At 37.7% G+C, this 24,334-nt stretch carries 19 protein-coding genes; 11 read left to right on the top strand and 8 right to left on the bottom strand.

All coding sequences use genetic code 11. From position 1 onward, the window contains the following. Positions 1-68: 68 nt before the first annotated feature. The 6 genes from IW16_RS07435 to IW16_RS07410 form a co-directional block, all read right to left on the bottom strand. Entirely contained in the window at positions 69-566 is a 498-nt protein-coding gene (locus IW16_RS07435; RefSeq protein ID WP_034741660.1) for a hypothetical protein, read from the bottom strand. Positions 567-787: 221 nt separating this feature from the next. Beyond that, a complete protein-coding gene (locus IW16_RS07430) occupies positions 788-1,528 on the bottom strand; it encodes a hypothetical protein (protein ID WP_034741657.1) in 741 nt (246 codons plus the stop codon). A 31-nt stretch (positions 1,529-1,559) separates the two neighbouring features. Continuing rightward, positions 1,560-2,312 (bottom strand): protein phosphatase 2C domain-containing protein, encoded by a 753-nt coding sequence (locus tag IW16_RS07425; RefSeq protein WP_034741654.1) that lies wholly within the window; start codon positions 2,310-2,312, stop codon positions 1,560-1,562. 112 nt (positions 2,313-2,424) lie between these two features. Further along, on the bottom strand, positions 2,425-2,997 hold the full coding sequence (locus IW16_RS07420; protein WP_131327856.1) for a hypothetical protein: 573 nt from the start codon (positions 2,995-2,997) through the stop codon (positions 2,425-2,427). 177 nt (positions 2,998-3,174) lie between these two features. Further along, on the bottom strand, positions 3,175-3,573 hold the full coding sequence (locus IW16_RS07415) for an immunity 22 family protein (protein ID WP_034741648.1): 399 nt from the start codon (positions 3,571-3,573) through the stop codon (positions 3,175-3,177). Between the two features lie 27 nt (positions 3,574-3,600). Next, on the bottom strand, positions 3,601-4,155 hold the full coding sequence (locus IW16_RS07410) for a YdeI/OmpD-associated family protein (RefSeq protein ID WP_034741645.1): 555 nt from the start codon (positions 4,153-4,155) through the stop codon (positions 3,601-3,603). Between the two features lie 143 nt (positions 4,156-4,298). Here IW16_RS07410 and IW16_RS07405 point away from each other — a divergent pair, with 143 nt between their 5' ends. Further along, a complete protein-coding gene (locus IW16_RS07405) occupies positions 4,299-4,946 on the top strand; it encodes an MgtC/SapB family protein (RefSeq protein WP_034741642.1) in 648 nt (215 codons plus the stop codon). Positions 4,947-4,976: 30 nt separating this feature from the next. Here IW16_RS07405 and IW16_RS07400 read toward each other — a convergent pair whose 3' ends face one another. After that, on the bottom strand, positions 4,977-5,468 hold the full coding sequence (locus IW16_RS07400) for a copper resistance protein NlpE (protein WP_228376916.1): 492 nt from the start codon (positions 5,466-5,468) through the stop codon (positions 4,977-4,979). A 359-nt stretch (positions 5,469-5,827) separates the two neighbouring features. On the opposite strand from IW16_RS07400, the gene IW16_RS07395 reads away from it, so the two are divergent. The 3 genes from IW16_RS07395 to IW16_RS07385 all read left to right on the top strand — a co-directional run bounded on the left by IW16_RS07395 (position 5,828) and on the right by IW16_RS07385 (position 10,110). Further along, positions 5,828-7,966 (top strand): S46 family peptidase, encoded by a 2,139-nt coding sequence (locus IW16_RS07395; protein ID WP_084694511.1) that lies wholly within the window; start codon positions 5,828-5,830, stop codon positions 7,964-7,966. Positions 7,967-8,035: 69 nt separating this feature from the next. Continuing rightward, on the top strand, positions 8,036-9,037 hold the full coding sequence (locus IW16_RS07390; protein WP_034741638.1) for a polysaccharide deacetylase family protein: 1,002 nt from the start codon (positions 8,036-8,038) through the stop codon (positions 9,035-9,037). Further along, the gene (locus IW16_RS07385) at positions 9,034-10,110 is read left to right on the top strand and encodes a GNAT family N-acetyltransferase (protein WP_034741635.1); all 1,077 of its coding nucleotides are present in this window, start codon (positions 9,034-9,036) and stop codon (positions 10,108-10,110) included. Before IW16_RS07390 ends, IW16_RS07385 begins: the two co-directional genes overlap by 4 nt. 243 nt (positions 10,111-10,353) lie before the next feature. On the opposite strand, the gene IW16_RS07380 is transcribed toward IW16_RS07385, so the two are convergent. Next, positions 10,354-13,233 carry a M16 family metallopeptidase gene (locus IW16_RS07380; protein ID WP_394332447.1) on the bottom strand — a complete coding sequence of 960 codons (2,880 nt, stop codon included), beginning with the start codon at positions 13,231-13,233 and terminating at the stop codon, positions 10,354-10,356. Positions 13,234-13,432: 199 nt separating this feature from the next. Between IW16_RS07380 and IW16_RS07375 the strand changes: the two genes are divergently transcribed. The 7 genes from IW16_RS07375 to IW16_RS07345 all read left to right on the top strand — a co-directional run bounded on the left by IW16_RS07375 (position 13,433) and on the right by IW16_RS07345 (position 24,259). After that, positions 13,433-14,758, top strand: a complete 1,326-nt coding sequence (locus tag IW16_RS07375) for a sigma-54-dependent transcriptional regulator (protein WP_034741631.1) — start codon at positions 13,433-13,435, stop codon at positions 14,756-14,758. 745 nt (positions 14,759-15,503) lie between these two features. Then, positions 15,504-17,198 carry a potassium-transporting ATPase subunit KdpA gene (gene kdpA / locus IW16_RS07370; RefSeq protein ID WP_034741628.1) on the top strand — a complete coding sequence of 565 codons (1,695 nt, stop codon included), beginning with the start codon at positions 15,504-15,506 and terminating at the stop codon, positions 17,196-17,198. Positions 17,199-17,369: 171 nt separating this feature from the next. Then, on the top strand, positions 17,370-19,409 hold the full coding sequence (gene kdpB / locus IW16_RS07365) for a potassium-transporting ATPase subunit KdpB (protein ID WP_034742720.1): 2,040 nt from the start codon (positions 17,370-17,372) through the stop codon (positions 19,407-19,409). 10 nt (positions 19,410-19,419) lie between these two features. Next, positions 19,420-19,977 carry a K(+)-transporting ATPase subunit C gene (kdpC, locus tag IW16_RS07360; protein WP_034741625.1) on the top strand — a complete coding sequence of 186 codons (558 nt, stop codon included), beginning with the start codon at positions 19,420-19,422 and terminating at the stop codon, positions 19,975-19,977. 13 nt (positions 19,978-19,990) lie between these two features. After that, on the top strand, positions 19,991-21,079 hold the full coding sequence (locus IW16_RS07355; protein ID WP_034741622.1) for a porin: 1,089 nt from the start codon (positions 19,991-19,993) through the stop codon (positions 21,077-21,079). Between the two features lie 349 nt (positions 21,080-21,428). Further along, positions 21,429-22,538, top strand: a complete 1,110-nt coding sequence (locus IW16_RS07350) for a histidine kinase (protein ID WP_034742717.1) — start codon at positions 21,429-21,431, stop codon at positions 22,536-22,538. A gap of 5 nt (positions 22,539-22,543) precedes the next feature. Next, positions 22,544-24,259, top strand: coding sequence for an ATP-binding protein (locus tag IW16_RS07345; RefSeq protein WP_034741619.1), 1,716 nt, complete (start codon positions 22,544-22,546; stop codon positions 24,257-24,259). Positions 24,260-24,334: the final 75 nt, after the last annotated feature.

Genomic DNA, 24,334 nt, shown 5'->3' with positions numbered 1-24,334 from the left:
ATATAAAGTATAAATTTCCTGTGAAATACTACTTTTGTGGTAGTTTTTACAGGAAAAAAAGAATTAATTTATGATTCTTCATTGACATCCTTTAGCTTGGTAAGATTTTCCAGAATATTAGGGACAAATCTTTCGGCAAAGCCTGCCAGAAAAGACCATACCAGAAGCTTAGCCAGCGCTGCGGGAATATAAACGATGTAGTAGAATTCCTCTGCATTGGGGAATAATGTTCCGCCAATCATCTCTCCCATAAAGATCAGAGAAAGAATAAAGGCAAAAACCGCCCCTATGGTCTGTATTGAAATTAATTCCTTAATAGTTATTTTATAATCAAAAACACCCGGCCTTCTTGCACGGGTGATCAGACTTACTGCTGCACCAAGCGCCCCAAAAGATAAAGCAGCACTAAAAATAGAGGCCCTTGTAAGCAGCTTAAACGGTCTTGATTCTGCATCGTCTCTCCAGTCTTTGGTAACGATTGTTTTACCATCCTCATTCATGTTCTCAAGATTGGAGTAATGAGGGGCTGCCCCTTCAGATATAAAAAATAAATAAAAGGTAAGCATAAAGTAATACTGTAGAGGATGGCAGTAATGATAAAAGGACTTGTGTTTTCTTTTCCTAACAGTCCAAAATTTAATGTTTTCATGATATGTTCTTTTAATCCTTTTGCTTTTGTTGTATTGTTTTCTCAAACCTGATATAACAAAATTCGTATTATTAAACCTATCAATCCATTACCCTTTTTCGCTATTTTGAATTGGCGGAATTCCACATCTCCCTGTGTTTATTCATCATGCATAAATCCATACGCTTTTTGGATCACCTTATCTGGAGAGGTTTTTTCAAATAAAAATCTTTCTTTTTTAAGATGAATTGTTTTAGATTTTGAAGGCATTTCTTCCTCCATGGTATTCATGGTCTCTTGGATCAGTTTTCCCTTCATCGGTTCGTAATAGAGCGCGGAATGGGAACCTGCTCCCATATTATAGGTCTCAATATACGTAAGAATGAGATCTCCGTTGAGGTACTTAAAGGTACTGAATAGGTTTCCGTTAGGTCCAATATCATAAAGATTGATAGACAGTTCTCCTTTATTGATGGAAATATCTTCCGTGTCGTTCATCTTATAACCGGCTTCATTATATTCATCAGGAAAAGCGGTTTCCGAGATTTTGTCAAGCCTATAGGTTTTATCTGAATTTCTCAGTAGGATAAGCATTTTTCTGCGGGCCAGTGTATCTTCTTTTTTTCTGATGACCAAAGCCATATCAGGCCATCCATCCTGATTAAGATCTCCTTCCGTATCATACTGAATTTCATATCCTTCCGGAACCAGATCAGAGGGCTTTTTTCCATTTTTAAGAAATTCGGGTTGTTGTTGGCTGAGATGATTGTTTACAGTATCTATTGGCGCGGTTATTTTTGTGGCAGTTCCATTTTTATAATCTGTATCTGATGTTTTATCTTTTTTGCATGCACAAAGAAATACAAGGAATAAAAAAAGTGAAGGAATAAGTTTTTTCAATTTTTTTGTTTTGTAGATTTTTAGTTTTTATTTAAAGAGGTATTGAACATTCCTTTATCAATCTGATGATAGCAAGATCATCGGTGGGTTTTAAACCATAATGATGTTCAAGTTTTTTTAGCTTTCTGTTAAGCATGTCTTCAGTACTTATATTAGACTGGCTGATCATCATATATTCTAGGGGATCTATATGATCCTCATTATCCGTTTTTTTGATCCGGGAGAAAGTTGACATACCGTCAGTAGCAATAGAAATATCATTTATATGATCGAAAAAGATCTTTTGATGCTGTTGGGCATACCATTTTTCAAAATTTTCATGGAGATGATAGGCTAAATAATCAGGCTTATTATCTCGGTCAAATTCAGTTATTTTCCCATCAATACAGATTACTCCATCTCCAACAGATAGAACAACACCTGTATTTTCTTTTTTATTATAGAGTAGAATGATAAGTGTACTCAGCAGTTCTTTTTCATCCAGCATAAGTCTGTTTTTAACGAAAGTCATTTCTTCGAATAGATCCTGTAGAATTTCTTTCAGTTTTTCATCGAGGGTTTTCGTGTGATTCTTTTCGTAAAGATCGCGATACCCTTTTTCAATTGCTATTTTTCGTAAAATCTTACCCATAATGGCTGATGCAAAGTGACTGTCCATCGCCGTGGAACACCCATCCATTACAGCACATAGTAATAGGTCAGAGCCAATTTTTTTAGTGAGTAAATAATCTTCACAATGAAGGGTATGATAATCACCCATCTGAAGGGCGGAGTAAATATTCATTGAGAGTAAAGATAGTTTTATTTTTGAAATGGTTATTTAATCTGAATTAATCATTTATCTTTTAATCAGCTCACTGTTGACAAGTTTAACAGCCAAGATTTTCTAACGAAACTCAATGCCCTCTATCGGCTTTCAATTCCCCGAACATATCCAGAATGGCAGCATATTTTTTCAATATACGCTTATTAATACGTTGATCATCAGATTTCAGATGATATTCAATGTCCCTATAAGAATAGGTGTTTTGTTTACCGTTTTGAATGACAGTGAGACTGTAAGTAGTACCCATTAAAAGAGGATCGATTTTCTTTTTCTTTATTTCTTTGAACTCAAAATCTTCCTGATTATATTTTAAAAATCTTTCGAATTTTTTTGAATTGATGATGTCAAAAAGCATCTTTTTCTGCGCCTCAGAAAGCTCTATTCTTTCGGAAGATAATGCTGTATTTTTATGATAGGCAGTTACAGCACCTTTAGTGTTAAAAATATATACTGTATAAGAAGGAGATATCTCAGGTGTAATACCTGAAGAGCCTAAAATGATATACAAGTCACTGTTATTTAATCCCCTAAGTCCAAATTGCGTATAAGAACTCACCTCTGAACGGAGTGTGAAAGCAGGAATTTTTTGAGCAGGTATTAAAATCACCAAAATCAAAAATAAAAAAGATATAGTTTTTTTCAAAATTGTAGATATTTTCGTCTCATTAGTGAGAAATTTATCAGACAGGTTACTGTTTATTACCCTTAAAATAGGCATCCATTTTCAGGGTAAGCTCTATAAAGCTGAAAAAATAAAGGATCTTAAAAATCGTCAGATTTCCTTGATCCTATATTAAAACTCTTTTTGTAGAAGCCTGGCCTAGATACTATATTCAATTTCTCCAATATAGTATAATGCATATTCTTCATCATTCACCGAAACAGGATTCGGAATAGTATGTTTATTGGCAAAAATAATAGCATTCACAGGAGTTTCCAGACCAAGTTCATTAATTTTCTGTTCAATAACCGGAATCCATTGATCGGCATAAGAATAATCTGTGAATTTTTCGTAGATGCCTAAATTTTCATCTTCAAAACCATATTCCAGAAAATCATAATCAAACCATTGTATATTTTGTGTTTCGGCGAATTTTGATACATAAAGGTCTTCGTTTTCTTCCTCTGTATAATAACTTTCATCCTCTTCAACAAAATGATCGAAGTCATCTTCATTTTTAAAATATCCCAACCAAAAGTGTGAAATCTCTTTCTCCATAAATTATTTTTTAAGTATACTGTATATTTATTTTAATCTTTTTAACTGTTCGCTTTCGCTGATTACTTTATCCAGTCTTGAAAGTCTTGTTGTTTCCTGTTTTGCACTCATTAGCCAGTGAATGGTCACCTTTTTATAAGATGGAGCCTGCTTTTCAAAAAATTCCCAGGCATTTTTATGAGTTTTGAACTTCTTCTCATACGCAGGATCAAGAATATGTTCCGTCTCATGCGAATAAACCCCTGTTTTATCCTCTTTTCTTGCTTCAAATGCTTTCTGTCCTTCAGAAGTCATCAGCCCGGCTTTCGTAAGCTCTTCGACTTTTTTAATGTTAATGAGACTCCAGTTACTGTTCGGTTTTCTAGGGGTAAAACGGTTATAATAACTTTCACTGTCTATTGATCTTCTGACGCCGTCTATCCATCCAAAACATAACGCCTGATCCACAGATTCGGACCAGTTCATAGAAGCTTTTCCGGTACCTTTTTTATAGAAACCTACCAGAACTTCCTTTTCTTTCATATGATTGTCCTCCAGCCACTTTCTGAATTCTTCCTTTATTGCAAAAAAAGTAGGTTCCATGGTGAATCTGTTATTGATTTTAAAATGTAATATTACAAAACTTTTCTTTTAAATGAGAATTTTGATAAAGCTAAAGTACAAAGTTCAAAAAATATTGTGATATACTTTTTTATCGTAATTTTAGTCATGTAAAACTCTATATAATGGAATTTCTTCAGGATCATTTTGCGGTTCAAAACGAGCTGCTGCTGATACTGATCTCTGTCCTTCTGGGGCTGATGATCGGTGCAGAACGCGAATACCGGAATAAATCTGCGGGACTCCGTACATTTATTTTGGTGTGTTTCGGATCCTGTCTTTTTACCATTCTTTCCATAAAAATAGGAGTTCAGAATCCTGACCGTCTTGCAGCCAATATCATTACCGGGATCGGTTTTCTGGGAGCTGGCGTTATTTTTAAAGGGGACAACAAGATTGATGGAATCACAACAGCAACCACCATCTGGGCTACCGCTTCCATAGGAATGGCCGTAGGTTCAGGGTATGTCTATCTTTCGCTTTTAGGAACAGCTTTGGTTATTTTGATTCTGAGTGCACTTATTTATCTACAGAATTTTATAGACAGCAGCCACAAGATTAGAGAATACAGAATCACGGTGGTGGGATCAGAAGATATCAGCCATTGCGAAAAAATATTTGAAGACCACCATCTTAAATATTTTATGCTGAAAATGCAGTATACACAGGGAAATCTATCCATAACCTGGAGGCTCACAGGGAAACATACTAAACATGATGAAGTAGTAAGAAGTCTCATCAATGATCCTAAAATTACAGCGTACCAGTTTTAAGACAAAGCAAAAAAATAAAGGCCTGAGCCCTTATTTTTTCTTGAAAATATACAGATCCTTGTGGGGTCCGGCAATTTCCTTTCCGTCCATATCAAGCTGTATCAATTTATTTTCACCCACTTTGTACTTGTAATGGGCCGTTTTTCCTTTTAAAGTGATCATACTTCCGGTTGCGTCCCATTCAAAAGTTCCTTTATCCTGTTTTTTTGAATCTCTTTGGATGTATTCTTCAGTGATATTGAATGTTTTATCATTATTAAGAGTAAGAGAAGTGTTGATTCCCGGACAGTCTGCACAAGGAACTATAGCTTCATAAGTACCAGGCCAGTCCAAAGCATTTTCTGAAGTGTCACCGGGAGCAGTAGGAGTAGCTTTTGTAATACTGCTGTCTGATGGTATTGTCTGAACTGCTGCAGAATCTGTTGCTGCGTCTGTACTTTCGGTAGTTTTTTCTTTCTGATTACACGATACCAAAAAAACCGCTGATGCAATTCCGAGAATGAACATTTTGCTATTCATCATGATGTAATAATTTAAAATATATTAATAATTAAGTGCTGTAATTCAAACAAAAACTGAGCCATTGGCAAGGTGTATGTTTGGGGGATTTGGATAGAAGATCAGGAGTGGTTTGGGCATAAGAGTTTGTGGGTGTACATGAGTTGCTGGTTGTCTGATGAAAGTAATAAAGCCTCATCCGTGAATCTTCTGAAAATTTGAATATTGAATAAAATGTCTAATGTCTGAAATCTGAAATCTGACGTCTGGCATCTTAATTCTTGGTTCCTGACTCTTATCCAAATTCTCATCCCAATATCCCGCAAAAAATTACATAAGGCATATGTATAATATTCTTTGTAAATTGGGGCAAAATTTTGATTATGACAAAAAAGATACTTTTATCCGTATTTCTTTTGCCGGCTGCAATGGCATTTGCTCAGCAATATGGAGGAATGTGGATTCCGACAGAGCTTAATGAAAAGGAAATGAAGGATCTGGGTATGAAGATCTCTGCTAAGGACATTTTCAATACCCAGAAGCCAAGCATAAAGGATGCGGTCGTGCAGTTTAACGGTGGATGTACCGCGGAAATTATTTCACCTAAAGGCTTATTACTGACCAACCACCACTGTGGATATGGGCAGATTCAGGCACATTCTACGGTACAGAATGACCTTCTTTCCAATGGTTTTTGGGCTAAAAATCCGGAGGGAGAGCTTCCAAATCCGGGTGTAAAAGTAGACTTCATTGTAGACATCAAAGAAGCAACAGATCAGATTTTAGAAGGAACAGATAACCTTGTAGAACCTGAACTGACAAAAAAAATCAACAAAAATATCGAGGTTTATAAAAACGCTCAGAAAATAGAATCTTACCAGTCGATCATTGTTAAGTCAATGTATTATGGTAATAAATATTACGCTTATACCACTGAAACGTACAAAGATATCCGTTTGGTTGGGGCACCGCCTCAAAGCATTGGAAAATTCGGAAGCGATACAGACAACTGGGTGTGGCCGAGACATACAGGAGATTTCTCGATGTTTAGAATTTATGCAGGTAAAGACAATAAACCCGCAGAATATTCGAAAGACAATATTCCTTACGTTCCGAAACATTATTTGCCGGTTTCTATTAAAGATAAAGCTGAGAACGATTTTACATTCGTATTCGGATTCCCGGGAAAAACTACAGAATATCTTCCTGCAGTAGCAGTGGAGAAAATCATGAAAGATATTGATCCTGCGAGAATTGCTGTACGTGAGGTAGCTTTGAAAACATTAGACGAAAAAATGCGTGCAGACAGTGAAACACGTATTAAATATGCTTCAAAATATGCATCAGTAGCCAATTACTGGAAAAAATGGATCGGGGAGGTAGAAGGATTAAAGAAATCCAATGCTGTCGAGAAAAAAGTAATGTACGAAGGGTCTCTTATCGCAAAGAATCCTGAGATCAAAACTACATTGGATCAGCTGAATAAACTCTATAATGACCAGGCTCCTTACGCATTAAACAACGCTTACTATACAGAAGTGGTGAGAAATGCAGAAACCCTTAAGCTTGCAGGCGATTACTATGACTATATCGTATCGACTGAAGCCGGTAAAATGGACGACAAAGAGCTTGCTAAATTAAAAGGAAAAGTAACTTCTTTCTACAAAGATTACAGCGCAGAACTTGATGCAAAAGTAACGGCAAAACTTCTGGCTTTATATGTAAATAAGACAGCACCTCAATTCTTACCTGTAGGATTCAACAAGTATAAAGACGAAAATCAGAATATCCCAATCATAGAGGAGATGTCCAAAAATTCAATCGTTACCGGAAGAGCTCAGGTCAATGGGGCCGCTCTGACAGCAGATATTGAGAAGGCTTTTTCTAATCAGGATAAGCTGATCAGAACTTTGAAGAAAGATCCTATTTTTCAGTTGTATGCTTTAATGAAGGAAACATACATGAAAGCTGCAGATCCTCAGTTTACTACTCTTCAGGGGAAAATTGATGATCTTCAGAAGAAATTCATGGCACAGCAGATGGCAACGGATAAAGACAGAAAATTCTTTCCGGATGCTAACTCTACCCTTCGTGTAACTTATGGAAAAGTAAAAGGATCAACTCCAAGAGACGCTGTTTCTTACGGTTACCAGACGCATCTTGCAGGGGTTATTGAAAAATATGTTCCCGGAGATTATGAATTCGACGTTCCTAAAAAACTGATTGATCTATACAACAAAAAAGATTATGGAGCTTATAAAGATAAAACAGGAGATGTTCCGGTAGGATTCACTGCAACCAACCACACAACAGGAGGTAACTCAGGAAGTCCGGCTCTTGATGCCAATGGAAACCTTGTGGGACTGAACTTCGACAGACAGTGGGAAGGAACGATGAGTGATATCAACTATGATCCGCGTTTCAGCCGAAATATTATGGTCGATACAAAATATATCCTCTTCATTATTGATAAATTTGCCGATTCTAAATGGCTGATTGACGAAATGAAGGTGATCAAATAATACATAAAAGTAATACCTTTAAGAATCTATTTAAATCCTGTTTGAATAGATTCTTTTTATTTAATAGAGATGAAAGATAAAATCATCAATATACTTACAGCTTTCGAAACAGACCATATCGGAAAGTCTTTTCCGCTGGAATACTGCCTGCCTCTTTATCACTGTGTTTCAGATGATCATTTGCCTCATATCAGGCATGTCATCAACTACAAAAATTCCAGACAGTTCGAAGACGATCTCGACTGTTTTTCAAAGCATTTCCAGATGATCAGCTGGTCTGAATTTAAAGACTTTGCCAATGGTAGTTTTAAACCTAAAAAGAAGGTCGCTCTTCTTACTTTTGATGATGGTTTCAGACAATTTTATGATGTAGCTGTTCCCATTCTGGAACGCAAAGGAATTTATGCCTGTAATTTTATCAATCCTGCTTTTGTTGATAATAAGGATATGATGTTCAGATGCAAGGCAAGTCTTCTTATAGATACCCTTGAAAAAACAAACGTTATAGCCCCTGAAATATATACTTTGCTGTCCCTCGAAAACAACAAGGGAAAAGAAGCTTTAATCAATAGTATTTTGAAGATTAAATATCAGGAAAAAGATATTCTGGAACCGTTGGCAGAACAACTTGGAATAGATTACAGAGCCTATTCTAAAGAGCAAAAGCCCTATATGAATGTGCAGGAATTAAAAATGTTGACTGAAAAAGGGTTTGGAATATCATCCCATAGCTGGGATCACCCTCAATATGGAGATCTTTCCCTCGGTCAGCAGATGGAAACAACGGACCGCACTTTCAGTTATTTAAAAGAACAGGGATTTTTACATGAAGCTTTTGCCTTTCCCTTCACGGATTTTGGAGTTAAAAAAGATTTCTTTGACGAATTGTTTAAAAATAAGGAAATCAGGTTCAGCTTCGGATGTGCCGGTATAAAACTCGACAGTGTGGAAAGAAACTTTCAGAGAATTCCAATGGAGATGGGAGAGAGCGGAGAAAAGATTCTGAAAAAAGAAACAGCTTATTTCAGGCTGAAGAAAATGATGGGTAAAAATAAAATTGTACGGAAATGATACAGCTTAAAACCTATAACAGAAAACAGCTCAGAGAGTTTATTTCCTCCGGCGATTTCCAAAAGTATGATTTTCTCCCCATTACCAGACACCGTGCAGAATCTCATATCAAAAATCCAAAAGCCTCGGATGATCAAACACTTCTTATTCTGGCTTTCCACGAAGAAAAACTTGCCGGTTATGTAGGTTGCTTTCCTGATAATTTTATTATTGACGGAAAAGAATTTAGCTATGCCTGGTTAAGCACCCTTTATGTAAACAGTGAATTTCGTGAAAAAAGAGTGCCAAAAAAACTGCTGAAAAAGGTTTTTGAAGAATATAAAGACCGTATCGCTATAACTGAATTTACCAGAGAAGCAGAAGCATTGTATACCATTATGGGCGTTTTTGAGGACGTTTTTCCAAAAGAAGGCAAACGGTACTATTTCCAGACCGATGCTGCTAAAATGATTCCCGGAAAAAAGCCTGAGACAAAAGCGCTGACTCCTCTTTTTCGCATCGTTGATACTACAGCTAATTCTTTGATAGCTTTAAAAAACAGTTGGGTAAAAAAGCCTAAAATCAGATTCGAAATACTTGATCAGATTGATGCAGAGAGTTCTGATTTTATTTCAAAATTTCAAAGCAGGCGCAGTGCTGATGAAATCAATGTATTTATAAACAACCCTTGGGTACTGGAAGGAAAAAAAGACGGAAAATATCTTTTTTCAAGTTATTCAGAAACTTTTAAATACTTCTGGATAAAAGTTTATGATGACAACAATGTGTTTACCTCCTGTTCGCTATTGCTCTTAAGAGATGAATATCTCAAAATTCCCTACCTCTATTCCGAATTTGGTTTGGACCATTTTATTGATTTCTTAAACTATTTTATCGTTAAAAATAAGGTGAAGGCACTGACCAGTTATCATAAAGAATTAAATATACATCTGGATACATCTAAAGCATTTCCCAAAATCTATAAACGTCATTTTAAACGGGAATATCTTTTTCACAAACAATTACTCAATGACCTTCCCAAAGGATTTGATCCCCATTATCAGGATGGAGATGGAGATTGTATGATGACGTAGATGAGGGGCAGGTTTGAGAGTCGGAGAGTGGCGGTTCTCATGATTCTAGTTTTTGAATAGGATTGCAGCATTTAAAATATTCTTATTTTGTCTCATCATCTTTAGCCTGAACTTTATGTCTGAAATCTGAAATCTGATGTCTTATATCTTATATCTGACATCTAAAATCTTGGTTCCTGACTCTTGATTCTTGTCTCTAAAAATAAAAAAACCGCCTCATTACTGAAGCGGTCTGTATTTTTTTTAATCTCCAAAAATATCTTTCAGACTTAATTCTTTAAATTCTCCCATCTCATTGACAGCATCCATATCAAGGTTTTCCTTTTTACCGATAATGGCCGTGTTGAAGTGGATCGGTTTGATTTCTGTTTGATAGAACATTTTTACGTCTTCAAAAGTCAAAGTTTTGATCTGACCGTAAATGTCCTTTCTGAAATCGTGGTAAATCCCTAGTTTTTTCAGTCTTAATGTATTGAAAAATATATTGGTTCGGGTAATTCTGGTTGAAGCAATTTGTTTAAGAGCAGCGTTTCGTGCATTTTCAAACTGGGTTGGAACCTCAGGAAGTTCATTCATCAGCTCACTCATTGTACTTACCGCAGTCTGAAGTTTATCGGGCTGGGTTCCGATGTACGTTGTGATATAGTCAGGATGTCCCAGTTCAGAATTCGCTGCATAAGAGACATACGCAGAATATGCTAAACTTTTACTTTCACGGATTTCCTGGAAAACGATGGACGAAAGCCCTCTTCCGAAATATTCATTGAAAACATTGATCTTTCCAAAGTTTGAAGTATTTACCTGATGTCCTCTTCCAACCTTGCTCATTTCCATCTGTACCATGTCATAATCCGTGAAATAAACTTTACCGTTGGTTTCAGGTTCAGGATATTTTTTAGGCTCAGGAATTTCCAAACTCGCATTTTCTACGTACTTCCCGATGTACTGCTTGAAATTTCCAAGATCTCTTCCGTAGAAAAATACCTGATAAGGATATTGGAAAAGCTTTTTCATACGGTCTGTAAAGATTTCTGCATTACTCTTTTCAAGATCTTCTTTCGAAATGATATCCGTGTACCGTGAGAAACTGCCCAGTTTCGTATAATTGGTAAGAGCGGTCATGATACGGTTTTTATCTTTTCTGGAAGCCTGACGGTTTTCCAAAACAGTTTCTACAAACTGTTTATAAATTTCCTGATCGGCCTGTACATCATACATCCAGTGCTGCAGAAGGGAAATGCCTTTTTCAATATTTTCCTCCAGCCCGCTTAATGAGATTACAAGCTGTTCATTGGTTGTTTTAAAATCATTGCTGACCCCGATCTTAAAGAATTCCTTTTTCAAATCCTCAGGCGAAAGGTCTGCAGTTCCAAGATATTGAAGAAGCTGAGTGGATATTCCAAGGTCTCTGTCGTTATCGCTTCCAAAAGGGAAAATAAAATGAACCTGTGCAATGTCATTGTATCTATTAGTCACAAAGCTCAGCTTTTTATCCTTTATTGTATCTGTAAGAATTTCTTTTTCATAATCGATGAATTCCGGCTGTATGTCGTCAGTCTTTTCTGCTAAAATTTCCTTTAAAAAATCAGACTGTGCATCACGGTTGATCTTAATGGGGGTGATCCCCGGATTTTCAACTCTTACCAATTGGTCATTAACCCCTTTCTCTTTGTAAACCTCAACATAATTGTCTTTAAAAAATGTATTGGCAAAATCTACGACATCTTCTTTGGTAAAATCCTGATATTCGTCCAGCTCGTTCAGTTCCTGCTCCCAGGATCTTCCTTTTATATAGGTGTCGTAAAGGTTTGTAGCCAGTCCATCTGCTGTTTCAAGTCCTTTCAAACGCTGAAGCTTAAAATCATTGATAATCGCTGGAAGGATCCAGTCCGGAAAATCTCCTTTTTTGATCAGCTCAATCTGTTCCAGAACCATCTCTTTTGCTTCGTCCATGGTTTGGGTTTCCTTTGGAACAGCGACAATAGAAAAATATCCATATTGTTTCAGACCTACAGAAAAAGCCTGTGCCCAAAGCATTCTTTGAGTCTGGTTGATATGAAGGTCAAGCAGCCCTGCTTCTCCTCTGTTGCTCAGAATATTGGCGGTAATGTCTGCCAGCATAGCTTCCTTGGTACCATAGCTGTCTGTTCTCCAGGCAAGCTGAACCCTTGGAGTAGTAGGGCTCTTTACTGTTCTTTTTACAATTTGAGTTAATGGCTGCTCAGTGACAGGGGTTTTCTTTGGAAGCTCTCTGTAAGGAATTGTTCCAAAATACTGATTAACCAGCTTTATAGTCTCTTCAAAATCGAGATCTCCCACCAAAACCATTGCATAATTATTGGGAACGTAATATTCATCAAAATATTTATGAATAGCCTTCATTGAAGGGTTTTTCAAGTGTTCCGGTTTTCCTATCGTAGTTTGCTGGCCATTAGGGTGTGTAGGAAAAAGAGCGTCCATCAATTCATAATTCACCAGCCTCGAATCATTATCCTGAGCACGGTTGAATTCCTCGTATACAGATTCTAATTCCGTATGGAAAAGACGCAGTACAACTTCTGAAAATCTTTCCTTTTCTATTTTAAGCCATTTTTCAAGCTCATTATTTGGAACATTATTTTTGTAAACCGTTTCATCAAACCAGGTATGGGCATTCGTTCCACTGGCACCCAGGGAAGAAATCACTTTGTCATATTCGTTGGCGATTGCATACTGGCTGGCATTCTGGGATACTTCGTCTATTTTTTTATAGATTTCTTTTTTCTTTTCAGGATCCTGTTCGGCTTTATGTTCCTCATATAATGCAGAGATCTGGTCAAGAAGTTCCTTTTCCTTTTCCCAATTGTGAGTTCCGATTCTGGAAGTTCCTTTAAACATCATATGTTCCAGATAATGGGCAAGTCCTGTGTTGTCAGAAGGATCATTATTACTTCCTGTTCTTACCGGAATATAGGTCTGTATCCTTGGTGCATCAAAATTCTGGGCCAGAAAAACCTTTAAGCCATTCTTCAGCGTATAGATTCTTACCTTATTTTCGTCATGCGTTACTGTAATATATTCGTAGTTGTTTTTATCTGTATGAACCGTTTCTCTGTATCTTTTGTCAATCATAAGCTTACTCATTTCATTCTTTTAGATCTGAATGCACTACAAATGTAAGCAATCAAAGAAAATATCAATGTGTTTTTGTTACTATTACATCTATAGCTTCTATTTGAAAACATGAAACGCGAACAAAGGAAATGCTAATTTTACCATAACTACTATTCATTTGCTCAAAAAATTCAATAAGTTTGCATCAGGTTTTCCAAAAACAACCACTATGTCCGGAAACATTCTGATCATCGATGATGAGATCAAGCTCCTGAAATTATTAGGAATGATCCTTTCCCAAGAAAATTTTAACGTTAAAGAAGCTTCTACAGGTCGTTCTGCAATGACTATGCTGGAGCAGTTTGAATTTGATGTCGTTTTATGTGATGTACGTCTTCCTGATGCCTTTGGGATAGAATTGGTGCGGTCCATCAAAACCAAATATCCACATCTCGAAATTATTCTGATGACTGCTTTCGGGAATATTACCGATGCGGTTCAGGCTATGAAAAACGGAGCTTATGATTATCTGGTAAAAGGAGACGACAACGAAAAAATTATTCCATTGGTGTACAAAGCATTGGAGAAAGTAAAAGAGAACCGAACTAGAATTGGACAAAAACCTGCTGTATCAAAAGGATTCGGACAGATCATCGGAACGTCACCTCTCATCCTTCAGTCTAAAAAGTTGGCCGAAAAAGTTGCTTTAACTGACGCCGCAGTGCTTCTGACAGGAGAAACAGGAACCGGAAAAGAAGTTTTCGCCAATGCCATTCATGAAGGGAGTGACAGGAAGAAAAATAATTTTGTAGCCATTAACTGTTCTGCATTCAGCAAAGAAATATTAGAAAGTGAGCTTTTCGGACATAAGCAGGGTGCTTTCACCGGTGCGGTAAAGGATAAGAAAGGTCTGATCGAAGAGGCCAATGGAGGAACTTTATTTTTAGACGAAATAGGGGAGATGCCGATAGAACTGCAGGCTAAGCTGCTTCGCGTTCTGGAAACCGGAGAATTTATCAAAATGGGCGAGACAAAATTGTCCAGATCAGATTTCAGACTGATTGCAGCGACCAATAGAGAACTGGAAAACGAAATAAAACAGGGCCATTTCCGGGAAGATCTTTATTTCCGACTGAATGTTTTCGAGATCCACCTTCCCCCATTGCGCGAAAGAAAGGAGGATCTGAAAATACTGGCGAAAAACTTCATAGATATTTTCTCACGAAAACTGCATCTTTCGAATCTTCAGGTCAATCCTGATTATTATAAAACTTTGGAAAAAAATGACTGGAAAGGAAATATCCGTGAACTGAGAAATGCCGTAGAAAGAAGCCTTATTCTAATGGAAAACAATATGCTGGATGCAGAAAGTCTTCCCCATTATTCAGATAAAGCAGTTCCAGAAAGCGACTCTTTAAGCATGAGATCCCTTGAAAAAATTCATATCCTAAAAGTTCTTCAGTATACCAAAGGAAACAAGGCCGAAGCCGCAAGACTTCTGGAGATAGGTATTGCAACCCTTTACCGGAAACTGGAAGAGTATGAACTGAGGTAAATGAGTGTTTCGTGATAGGAGATGAAGCGTTATAGAGTTGGAGTGCCTTAAGTCTGATATTTGAAATCTGAAATCTACCATCTTGATTCTTGGCTCTTGACTCTACTCCTAACCAACAACTAATATCACTTTCAAGGACCACCGTAAGTCTGAAATCTAATGTCTGAAATCTGACATCTACCATCTTGATTCTTGGCTCTTGTTTCTCGTTTCTTGCCTCTACTCCTAACAATCAATATCACTTTCAAGGACCACCTTAAGTCTGATATCTGACATCTAAAATCTGACGTCTAATCTCTAACTTCTAATCCTATCATTTCAATAAACACGCCTATCAAAATGATAGGCTTTTGTGTTTTGGTATGGTTTAGTTATTTGATTTAAATGTTTGGTTATTAAATATTTGCGTGTTTTGTTTTTGAAATGGGCCGTCTTTTGGCCTATAGGACCTGAATAAAATATTTTAAAAATGACAATTTCAAAAAAAACGTTCAAAAAACGTGAGCATGCAGGCTTCAGTCTGCTGATGGTATCGTACGTACTGTTGACCCTATTAACCTTAATAATAACGATATGATGCTTATAAGTTTGATCCTGCTTTTTGCAGTGATGTTTTGGCTTCTTTATAAATCCGTTGAATTTTTTGATAAAATATAAAAATATGTGGAGTTTATTTTTCCTTTCAATTCTGGCTTTTGTTTACATCTGCTACGTTTTGGTAAAACCTGAAAAATTTTAACCGGTCATGAATACAGAAATTTTAGGCGTCATTGCCATGTTTGTTATAACATTAGTGATCGGAGTATTTCTTGGGAAATACATTGCTAATGTCTACGGGTACAAAAAGACCTTTTTAGATCCCGTTTTTGAACCTGTTGAAAAATTAATTTATAAAATATCGGGAATCAACCCAACCCGTCAGATGACCTGGAAACAGAATATGTATGCCATGCTGACGATCAACCTGGTTTGGTTCATTATAGGATTTCTGATCCTGCTGAACCAGTCCTGGCTTCCAATGAATCCCGATGGAAACCCGAATATGTCACCGGATCTTGCCTTCAACACTGCAATTTCCTTTTTGGTGAACTGTAATCTTCAGCACTATTCAGGAGAAACGGGGGTAAGTTATTTAAGCCAGCTTTATCTGATGTTTCTGCAGTTTGTAACCGCAGCGACTGGAATGGCAGCAATGGCTGTTCTTTTCAAAGCTTTTAAAGAAAAAACAACAACGGAATTGGGGAATTTCTACGATTTTTTCACAAAATCTGTGGTTAGAATACTCGTTCCGATCAGTATCCTGGTTGCCTTAATTCTATCTGCTAACGGAAGTCCGATGACTTTTGAAGGAAAGGATCATATCACGACATTAGAAGGACAGAAAACTGATGTTTCCCGGGGGCCTGTAGCCGCTTTTGTAGCGATCAAGCATTTGGGTACAAACGGGGGTGGTTTCTTTGGAGCCAACTCGGCACATCCGCTTGAAAATCCAAATTATGTGACCAATATGACTGAAATGGTCACACAAATGATCATTCCTTTTGCACTGGTTTTCGCATTAGGATTTTATCTTAAAAAGAGAAAGTTGTCATGGGTCATCTTTACCGTAATGACGGTCGGATTTCTGGCGCTTGCCGTACCGAATGTGGTGAATGAAACCAATGGTAACCCTCTCATCACCGAAATGGGTGCCGACAGCAGCCTCGGGGCTATGGAAGGTAAAGAGATCCGTTTTGGAAGTGCATCTTCAGGATATTGGAGTATTGCAACAACCGTAATCTCAACAGGGTCGGTAAATTCAATGCACGACAGTACCATGCCGCTTTCAGGAATGAATGAACTTTTGGCGATGATGATCAACTGTTTCTACGGAGGATGTGGAGTAGGAATTCTGAATTATTTCATATTCATCATTCTCGCTGTATTCATCAGTGGCCTGATGGTCGGAAGAACACCGGAATTTATGGGTAAAAAGATTGAAGCCAAAGAAATGAAAATTGCAATGATTGTGGCTCTGTTCCATCCGTTCTTAATCCTTGTAGGTACTGCATTAACCGCTTATCTTCCGGAATTTGGAGCGAAAACACTGAATAACCCCGGATTCCACGGATTTAGTGAAATGCTGTATGAATTTACTTCTTCTTCAGCGAACAACGGCTCCGGATTTGAAGGGCTTGGCGACAATACACCATGGTGGAATATCTCAACAGGAATAGTACTGCTTTTATCCAGATTCATTCCGATTATCGGACCGATAGCGATTGCAGGATTATTGGCGCAGAAGAAATTCATTCCGGAAAGTTCAGGAACACTCAAAACAGATACAGCCACTTTCGGCTTTATGACGCTGGCTGTGATCCTTCTTATAGCGGCACTGTCTTTTTTCCCGGCCCTTACATTGGGACCTATTGCAGAACAGATCCAGTATTTCTCTAAATAAATATTAAAAATTAAAATCAATAGTCAGCCATTAGGAAGATTGAAATATCAGGAAACTAGTCTAAACTCATCGAAACATTCACCTGAATATATTATCCATTTCAATTCTTTTTTGTTTTAATCTGTCTTAATGGTTGCCGTTGATTTACAATTATATAACTCTTTCAAAAAAATGAAAAATCAATCACAGACATTGTTTCAAAAAGATTTGGTGAACGAAGCGATCAAACAGTCCTTCGTTAAACTAAATCCGAAAATTATGTTTAAAAATCCCGTGATGTTCCTGGTAGAGGTTGGAACCGTTGTGATGTTTATCGTAAGTCTTTTCAGTCTTACAGGCGACAAATCACAGGGAAGCTTTGCTTATAACTTTACGGTATTCATTATCTTATTCTTTACGGTTCTTTTCGCCAATTTCGCAGAAGCCATTGCAGAAGCGAGAGGAAAAGCACAGGCTGATACGCTCAGAAAAACACGTGAAGAAACACCCGCCAAAGTAATTTTGGATAACAAACCTGGCTTTCAGGTAGAAACGGTTCTGAGAATGTCCGCCGAAATGAAACTGGGTGATATTTTCCTTTGCGAAACCGGAGATCAGATCCCGATGGACGGAGAGATCATCGAAGGACTTGCTACCATTGATGAATCTGCTATCACCGGAGAAAGTGCACCCGTTATCCGCGAATCAGGAGGCGACAAAAGCTCAGTAACCGGAGGTACAAAAGTTCTTTCAGACAGAATAAAAGTAAAAGTGACCACCAAACCCGGAGAGTCCTTTTTAGATAAAATGATTGCCCTTGTAGAAGGAGCGTCAAGACAGAAAACACCTAATGAAATCGCATTAACTATACTTTTGGCAGGATTTACCCTGACCTTTATTATCGTAACACTTACTTTAAAACCTTTTGCAGACTACGCGCAGACTCCAATTACCATTGCGGCATTTATATCACTTTTCGTTTGTTTGATTCCCACAACGATTGGAGGTCTGCTTTCTGCAATCGGAATCGCCGGAATGGACAGAGCTTTGAGAGCCAACGTAATCACCAAAAGTGGTAAAGCAGTTGAAACTGCCGGAGATATAGATGTATTACTTCTTGATAAAACAGGAACCATCACTATCGGAAACCGTAAAGCGACAGAGTTTCACCCTGCAGACGGTATCAGACTGCCTGACTTTATTAAAGCTGCGGCATTAAGTTCAGTAGCAGATGAAACACCGGAAGGAAAATCCATTATAGAATTAAGCCAGCTGAAATCAGAAGACCTTCTTGTTCCCAACCCGGTCTATATTGATTTTTCAGCGGAAACCAGAACCTCAGGAATCGATTTTGAAGACACAAGAATAAGAAAAGGTGCCTACGACACCATAAAAAAACTGACTGAAAAAGCCGGGAATATCTTCCCTAAGGAAACACAGGATGCCGTTACCAAAATTTCTGAAAACGGAGGAACTCCTCTTGTGGTAAGCATTAATGAAAAAGTATGGGGCGTAATCGAACTCCAGGATATCATTAAAACAGGAATTCAGGAACGTTTCCAGAGACTGAGAAAAATGGGGGTAAAAACGGTGATGGTAACCGGAGATAATCCTCTGACTGCAAAATTTATCGCAGAAAAGGCAGGTGTAGATGATTTCATCGCCGAAGCCAAACCTGAGGATAAGATGAATTACATCAAAAAAGAACAGCAGGAAGGAAAGCTTGTCGCTATGATGGGAGACGGAACGAATGATGCTCCGGCATTGGCACAGGCCGATGTAGGGGTAGCGATGAACAGTGGAACACAGGCTGCTAAAGAAGCTGGTAACATGGTTGATCTTGATAACGACCCTACAAAACTGATTGAGATTGTGGAAATCGGAAAGCAGCTGCTGATGACCCGCGGAACGCTGACAACGTTCAGTATTGCGAATGATGTTGCTAAATATTTTGCGATTATTCCAGCGCTGTTCATCACGTTTATTCCTTCGCTTCAGAAGTTGAATATCATGAATCTTAACAGCCCGGAAACAGCAATTTTATCCGCCGTTATCTTCAATGCCGTGATCATTCCATTCCTGATTCCATTAGCGTTAAAAGGAGTTGCCTATAAACCTATCGGTGCCAGTGCATTATTGAGAAGAAATCTTTTAATCTACGGTTTGGGAGGTGTTATTGTTCCTTTCATTGGTATAAAGATCATCGATTTAGTGATCAGTTTATTCTATTAAAATTTAAAAAATGAAAAATCATATTGTTACAGCATTCAGACTGACTTTTGTAATGCTGGCTGTCATCGGAATTTATCTGCTTATCGTGTATGGAGGTTCAAAAGTATTGCCTACAAAAGGAAATGCAGAAATCATTACTGTGAACGGACAGAAGTTCTATGCCAATATCGGACAGGAATTTAAATCCGAAAAATACTTCCACGGACGCCCTTCCACCGTCAATTATAATGCAGCAGGAAGCGGTGGAAGCAATAAAGGGCCAAGCAATGCAGAGTATCTTGAAACTGTACAGAAAAGAATTGACACTTTGAAAATGGAGCATCCGGGAATGGGAGAGGCAAAGGTTCCTGTAGAACTGGTTACAGCCAGCGGAAGCGGTCTTGATCCGGATATCTCTGAAGAAGGTGCACTATATCAGGCAAAAAAAATCGCTGAAGTAAGAAACCTTTCCGAGGAAAAAGTAAAGAATTTAATTAAAAATCAAACAGAAAAACCGTTTTTAGGTCTTTTAGGACCTGGAAAAGTAAATGTACTGAAGCTTAATATCGCTTTGGACCAATTAAAATAATGTAGAAATTACCGTGAAAAAATATATCATTACCAGTGCAGTATTATTCGGGATATTTTTCCCGAAAGCACAATCATCCGATTCATTAAAAACAGAAAATAAAGTAACATTTTCTGCCTACGCAGAACTTTTTTACACCTATGATCTTAACGAACCTGCCAATCATCTCCGTCAGAATTTTTTATACTCTTACAACAGGCATAATGAGCTTAATCTGAATCTGGGATTAGTAAAAGCAAATTATCAAAGTGAGAATCTCCGGGCCAATGTAGCTTTAATGGCCGGAACCTACGCACAGGACAATATGGCTGCTGAACAGAATGCACTGCGGTATGTGAACGAAGCAAATATTGGGATCAGAATTTCAAAAACCAAAAACCTGTGGATCGACGCAGGGATTATGCCTTCTCATATTGGTTGGGAAAGCGCGATCGGAAAAGATAATATCAACCTGACAAGAAGTTTTGCTGCCGAAAATTCTCCTTACTTTGAAACCGGAGCCAAGGTTTCTTATACATCTGATAACGGAAAATGGTTTTTAAGCGGATTAGTACTGAATGGATGGCAGCGGATCGCAAAGCCGGAAGGAAACCAGACCATTTCTTTCGGACACCAGGTGACTTATAAACCTACAGAGAAAATCACATTGAACAGCAGTTCTTTTATCGGAAACGACAAGTCAAAGGATGAAAAAAGGATGCGTTATTTTCACGACCTTTATGGAAGTTTTCAACTGACGGATCAATTTTCTGCCTTGCTGGGTTTCGATATCGGAGCAGAGCAGAAAACGAAAGGAAGCAGCAGCTATAACATCTGGTATACCCCGAACGTACTCATGAAATATCAGGTTGACAATAAGTGGGCTCTGGCAGGAAGATTTGAATATTATAATGATAAAAACGGGGTGATCGTCAGCACCAAAACCCCGAATGGTTTTCAAACTTTCGGATACTCTTTGAATGTAGATTATGCGATTCTTAAAAATGTGGTTTTCCGTACAGAAGCGCGAGGTTTTACTTCTAAAGATGCCATTTTTGTAAAAAACGGTGACATGAAGCAAGGGAATTTCTTTGTGACGACGAGTCTGGCTGCCTGGTTTTAGAATTGAAAATGATTAATGAAGACTGAAAAATAAATATAATTAACCACAAAAGTCACAAAAGATTTTGATACTTAAGTTATTTAAAGTGTAAATACTTTGCGAAGAGAAAATCTCCTAAGTTTAAAAAAAGTCAAGGATTCTTATTCTAACAAATGACAGTCATTGAAACGGATAAAATTCCCCTCCTTTGGAGGGGTGAAGAAAATTCAAAGAATTTTTGGCGGGGTGGTTTTTGGACGGCCCGATAAAAAATGGCCAAAATAATCTTAACTTACTTATACCTTCTAACGTGTTGGAAAATAAACCTTTTGTGCCTTTTGTGTTAAAAAAAATAAAGCAAAAAAAACCAATGTCATCAGCAAAACATTTTTTAGAATTGATCCAAAAATCCAGGAAAGGAAAATTCAAGATCTATATCGGGATGAGTGCTGGGGTGGGTAAAACATTCCGGATGCTTCAGGAGGCACAGTCTCTCCTGCGAAACGGCATTGACGTAAAGATTGGCTATGTAGAAACCCACGACCGGGAAGAAACGGTGGCCCTTACTGATGGAATTCCTGAAATACCAAGGAGATCAGTTTTTTATAAAGGGAAAAACCTTGAAGAAATGGATCTGCAGGCTATCATCAATGAACATCCTGAGGTCGTTCTTGTGGATGAACTGGCTCATACCAACGTAGAAGGTTCAAAAAATAAAAAAAGATGGCAGGATGTGCTGGAGATCCTTGACAATGGCATCAATGTCATCAGTGCCATGAATATTCAGCATATTGAAAGCCTGAACGAGGAAGTGAAAAATATCACAGGAATAGAAGTAGCCGAACGTGTTCCTGACAAAATCCTTGGTCTTGCCGATGAGGTGGTTAATATAGATCTTACTGCAGATGAACTGCTGACCCGTCTGAAAGAAGGAAAGATCTACAAAAAGGAAAAAATTCAGACCGCACTTACCAACTTTTTCCAAAGCGGACACATTCTTCAGCTTAGGGAACTTGCTTTAAAAGAAGTTGCCGCCCATGTTGAAAGAAAGGTCGAAACCGAGATCAAAACAGAAAATTTTAAACCCATCAAATTTCTGGCATGCATCAGCAGTAATGAGAAAATTGCCAAAAACATTATCCGGAAGACAGCCCGTCTGGCAAGTTATTATAACAGCCAGTGGACCGTTCTGTATGTTCAGAAACCGTCAGAAAATCCCGAAAAAATTGCTCTCGATAAACAGCGGTATTTGATTAATAATTTTAATTTAGCACAGGAATTGGGAGCCAAAGTAGTCCGGGTAAAAGAAAGCAGTGTCCACAAAGGAATTCTGGATTATGTAATTGCCCATAATATCACCACTGTCTGCATTGGAAAACCCCATGCGGAAATTTGGCAGCGTCTTTCCGGCTATAGTTGGATTTATACGTTGATGAACCGGCTGAATGAAAAACAGATAGATATTATTATTTTATCTTAGAAGTAATGAAACTTAAAACAAAACTCACCTTAGGCGTAGGTCTTTTATTTTTACTGATCGTTCTCATGTCAGTAATAGGATCCGTCTATATCAATAAACTGAAATCTGATACCGAAAAGATCCTGACCGCTAACTACAACAGTCTGGAGTTTTCAAAAAACATGCTCCTTGCTTTGGATAAAATAAGCACAGACAGCGCAATTGCAGTCAGTGATTTCGAGAAAAATAATAAGTTGCAGGAGAAAAACCTTACTGAATTTGGTGAAAAAGAAGCGACCCAAAGTCTGAATCTTCATTTCAAAAGCTATCTGAAACAGGCATCTCCGGAAAAAGAAAAACTGATCCGCGAAGATTTGGCTAAAATTATGTCCCTCAATATGAAAGGTATTGAAAGGAAAAGTGATATTGCCATCATCACAGCCGAAAACGCAACTTTCTGGATTGTAAGTTTAGGAACGGTGTGTTTTCTCATTGCTTTTGTCCTGCTTTTCAACCTTCCACAGACCATTGCAGAACCCATCAATCAGCTTACATTCAGTATCAGGCAGATCGCCGCTAAAAATTATAATGAAAGAGTACACTTTAAAGGAAGTGAAGAATTCAGCAGCCTGGCAGACTCTTTTAATACCATGGCGGAAAAGCTTCAGGAATATGAAAGCAGCAGTCTTTCCAAGCAGTTGATGGATAAAAAGAGAATTGAGACACTTGTCAATAATATGCATGATGCCGTGATTGGACTTGATGAAAACCATTTCATCTATATGATCAATGATGAAGCACTGAAAATCACCAATCTCCATAAAGAAGAGATTATCGGAAAAACAGTTCATGAGGTTGCGGTCAATAATGACCTCATCCGTGAACTGCTTAAGAATGTTGATCATCCGGTAAAAGAGCCCATCAAGATTGTCCGTGATCATAAAGAAAACTATTTTGAACAGGATATCATCCCCATCAATATCATAAAGACTGGCGAAAAAGAAACCAAATACATTGGAAAGGTAATCCTTCTCCGGAATATTACCCCTTTTAAAGAACTTGATTTTGCTAAAACGAATTTCATTGCCACCATTTCCCATGAACTTAAAACACCTATTTCTGCGATAAAAATGGGGGTGCAGTTACTCGGAAATCAAAAATTCGGAGAACTTAATGATCAACAGAAAGAACTGTTGAAAAGCATCAACGATGATGGGCAGAGACTACTGAATATTACAGGAGAGCTGTTGAATCTTTCGCAGGTAGAAAGTGGAAATATCCGTTTAACTGTTGAAAAATGTTCACCCAAAGAAATGGTACAGGCAGCTGTGAAAAATGTTGAAAAACTCGCAGAACAGAAAAATATTACAGTCAATACCCAATATCTTATCGACGATCAGGACTTTGTTAATGCCGATTTCGATAAAACAGTCTGGGTTATGAATAATTTTTTGACCAATGCGGTTAAGCATTCATTTCAGGACGAAAAAATTGAGATTATGGTAGAAAAAGTAGAGTCCATGATCCAATTCAATATTACCGATACCGGAAGCGGAATTGATGAAAAATACCATCGCCAGATCTTTGACCGTTATTTTCAGGTTCCGGGAGAGCACCAGAATGGGACAGGACTGGGGCTGGCTATCTCAAAAAACTTTATAGAGAAACAGGAGGGCGAAATAGGAGTGAAGAGTTCCCCAAATCAGGGAAGTACTTTTTATTTCAGGCTGCCGGTTTCATGATATTTAAAGACGGAAGTTTTTATATATTTGGATTTCAAGAATAGCTATGAAAATAAAAAATCTAATAATCCTTTT

Source organism: Chryseobacterium vrystaatense (assembly GCF_000737765.1).
Classification (GTDB): domain Bacteria; phylum Bacteroidota; class Bacteroidia; order Flavobacteriales; family Weeksellaceae; genus Chryseobacterium; species Chryseobacterium vrystaatense.
Note: the sequence above shows the minus strand (reverse complement) of the source record. Positions and strands in the feature narration are given on the sequence as shown.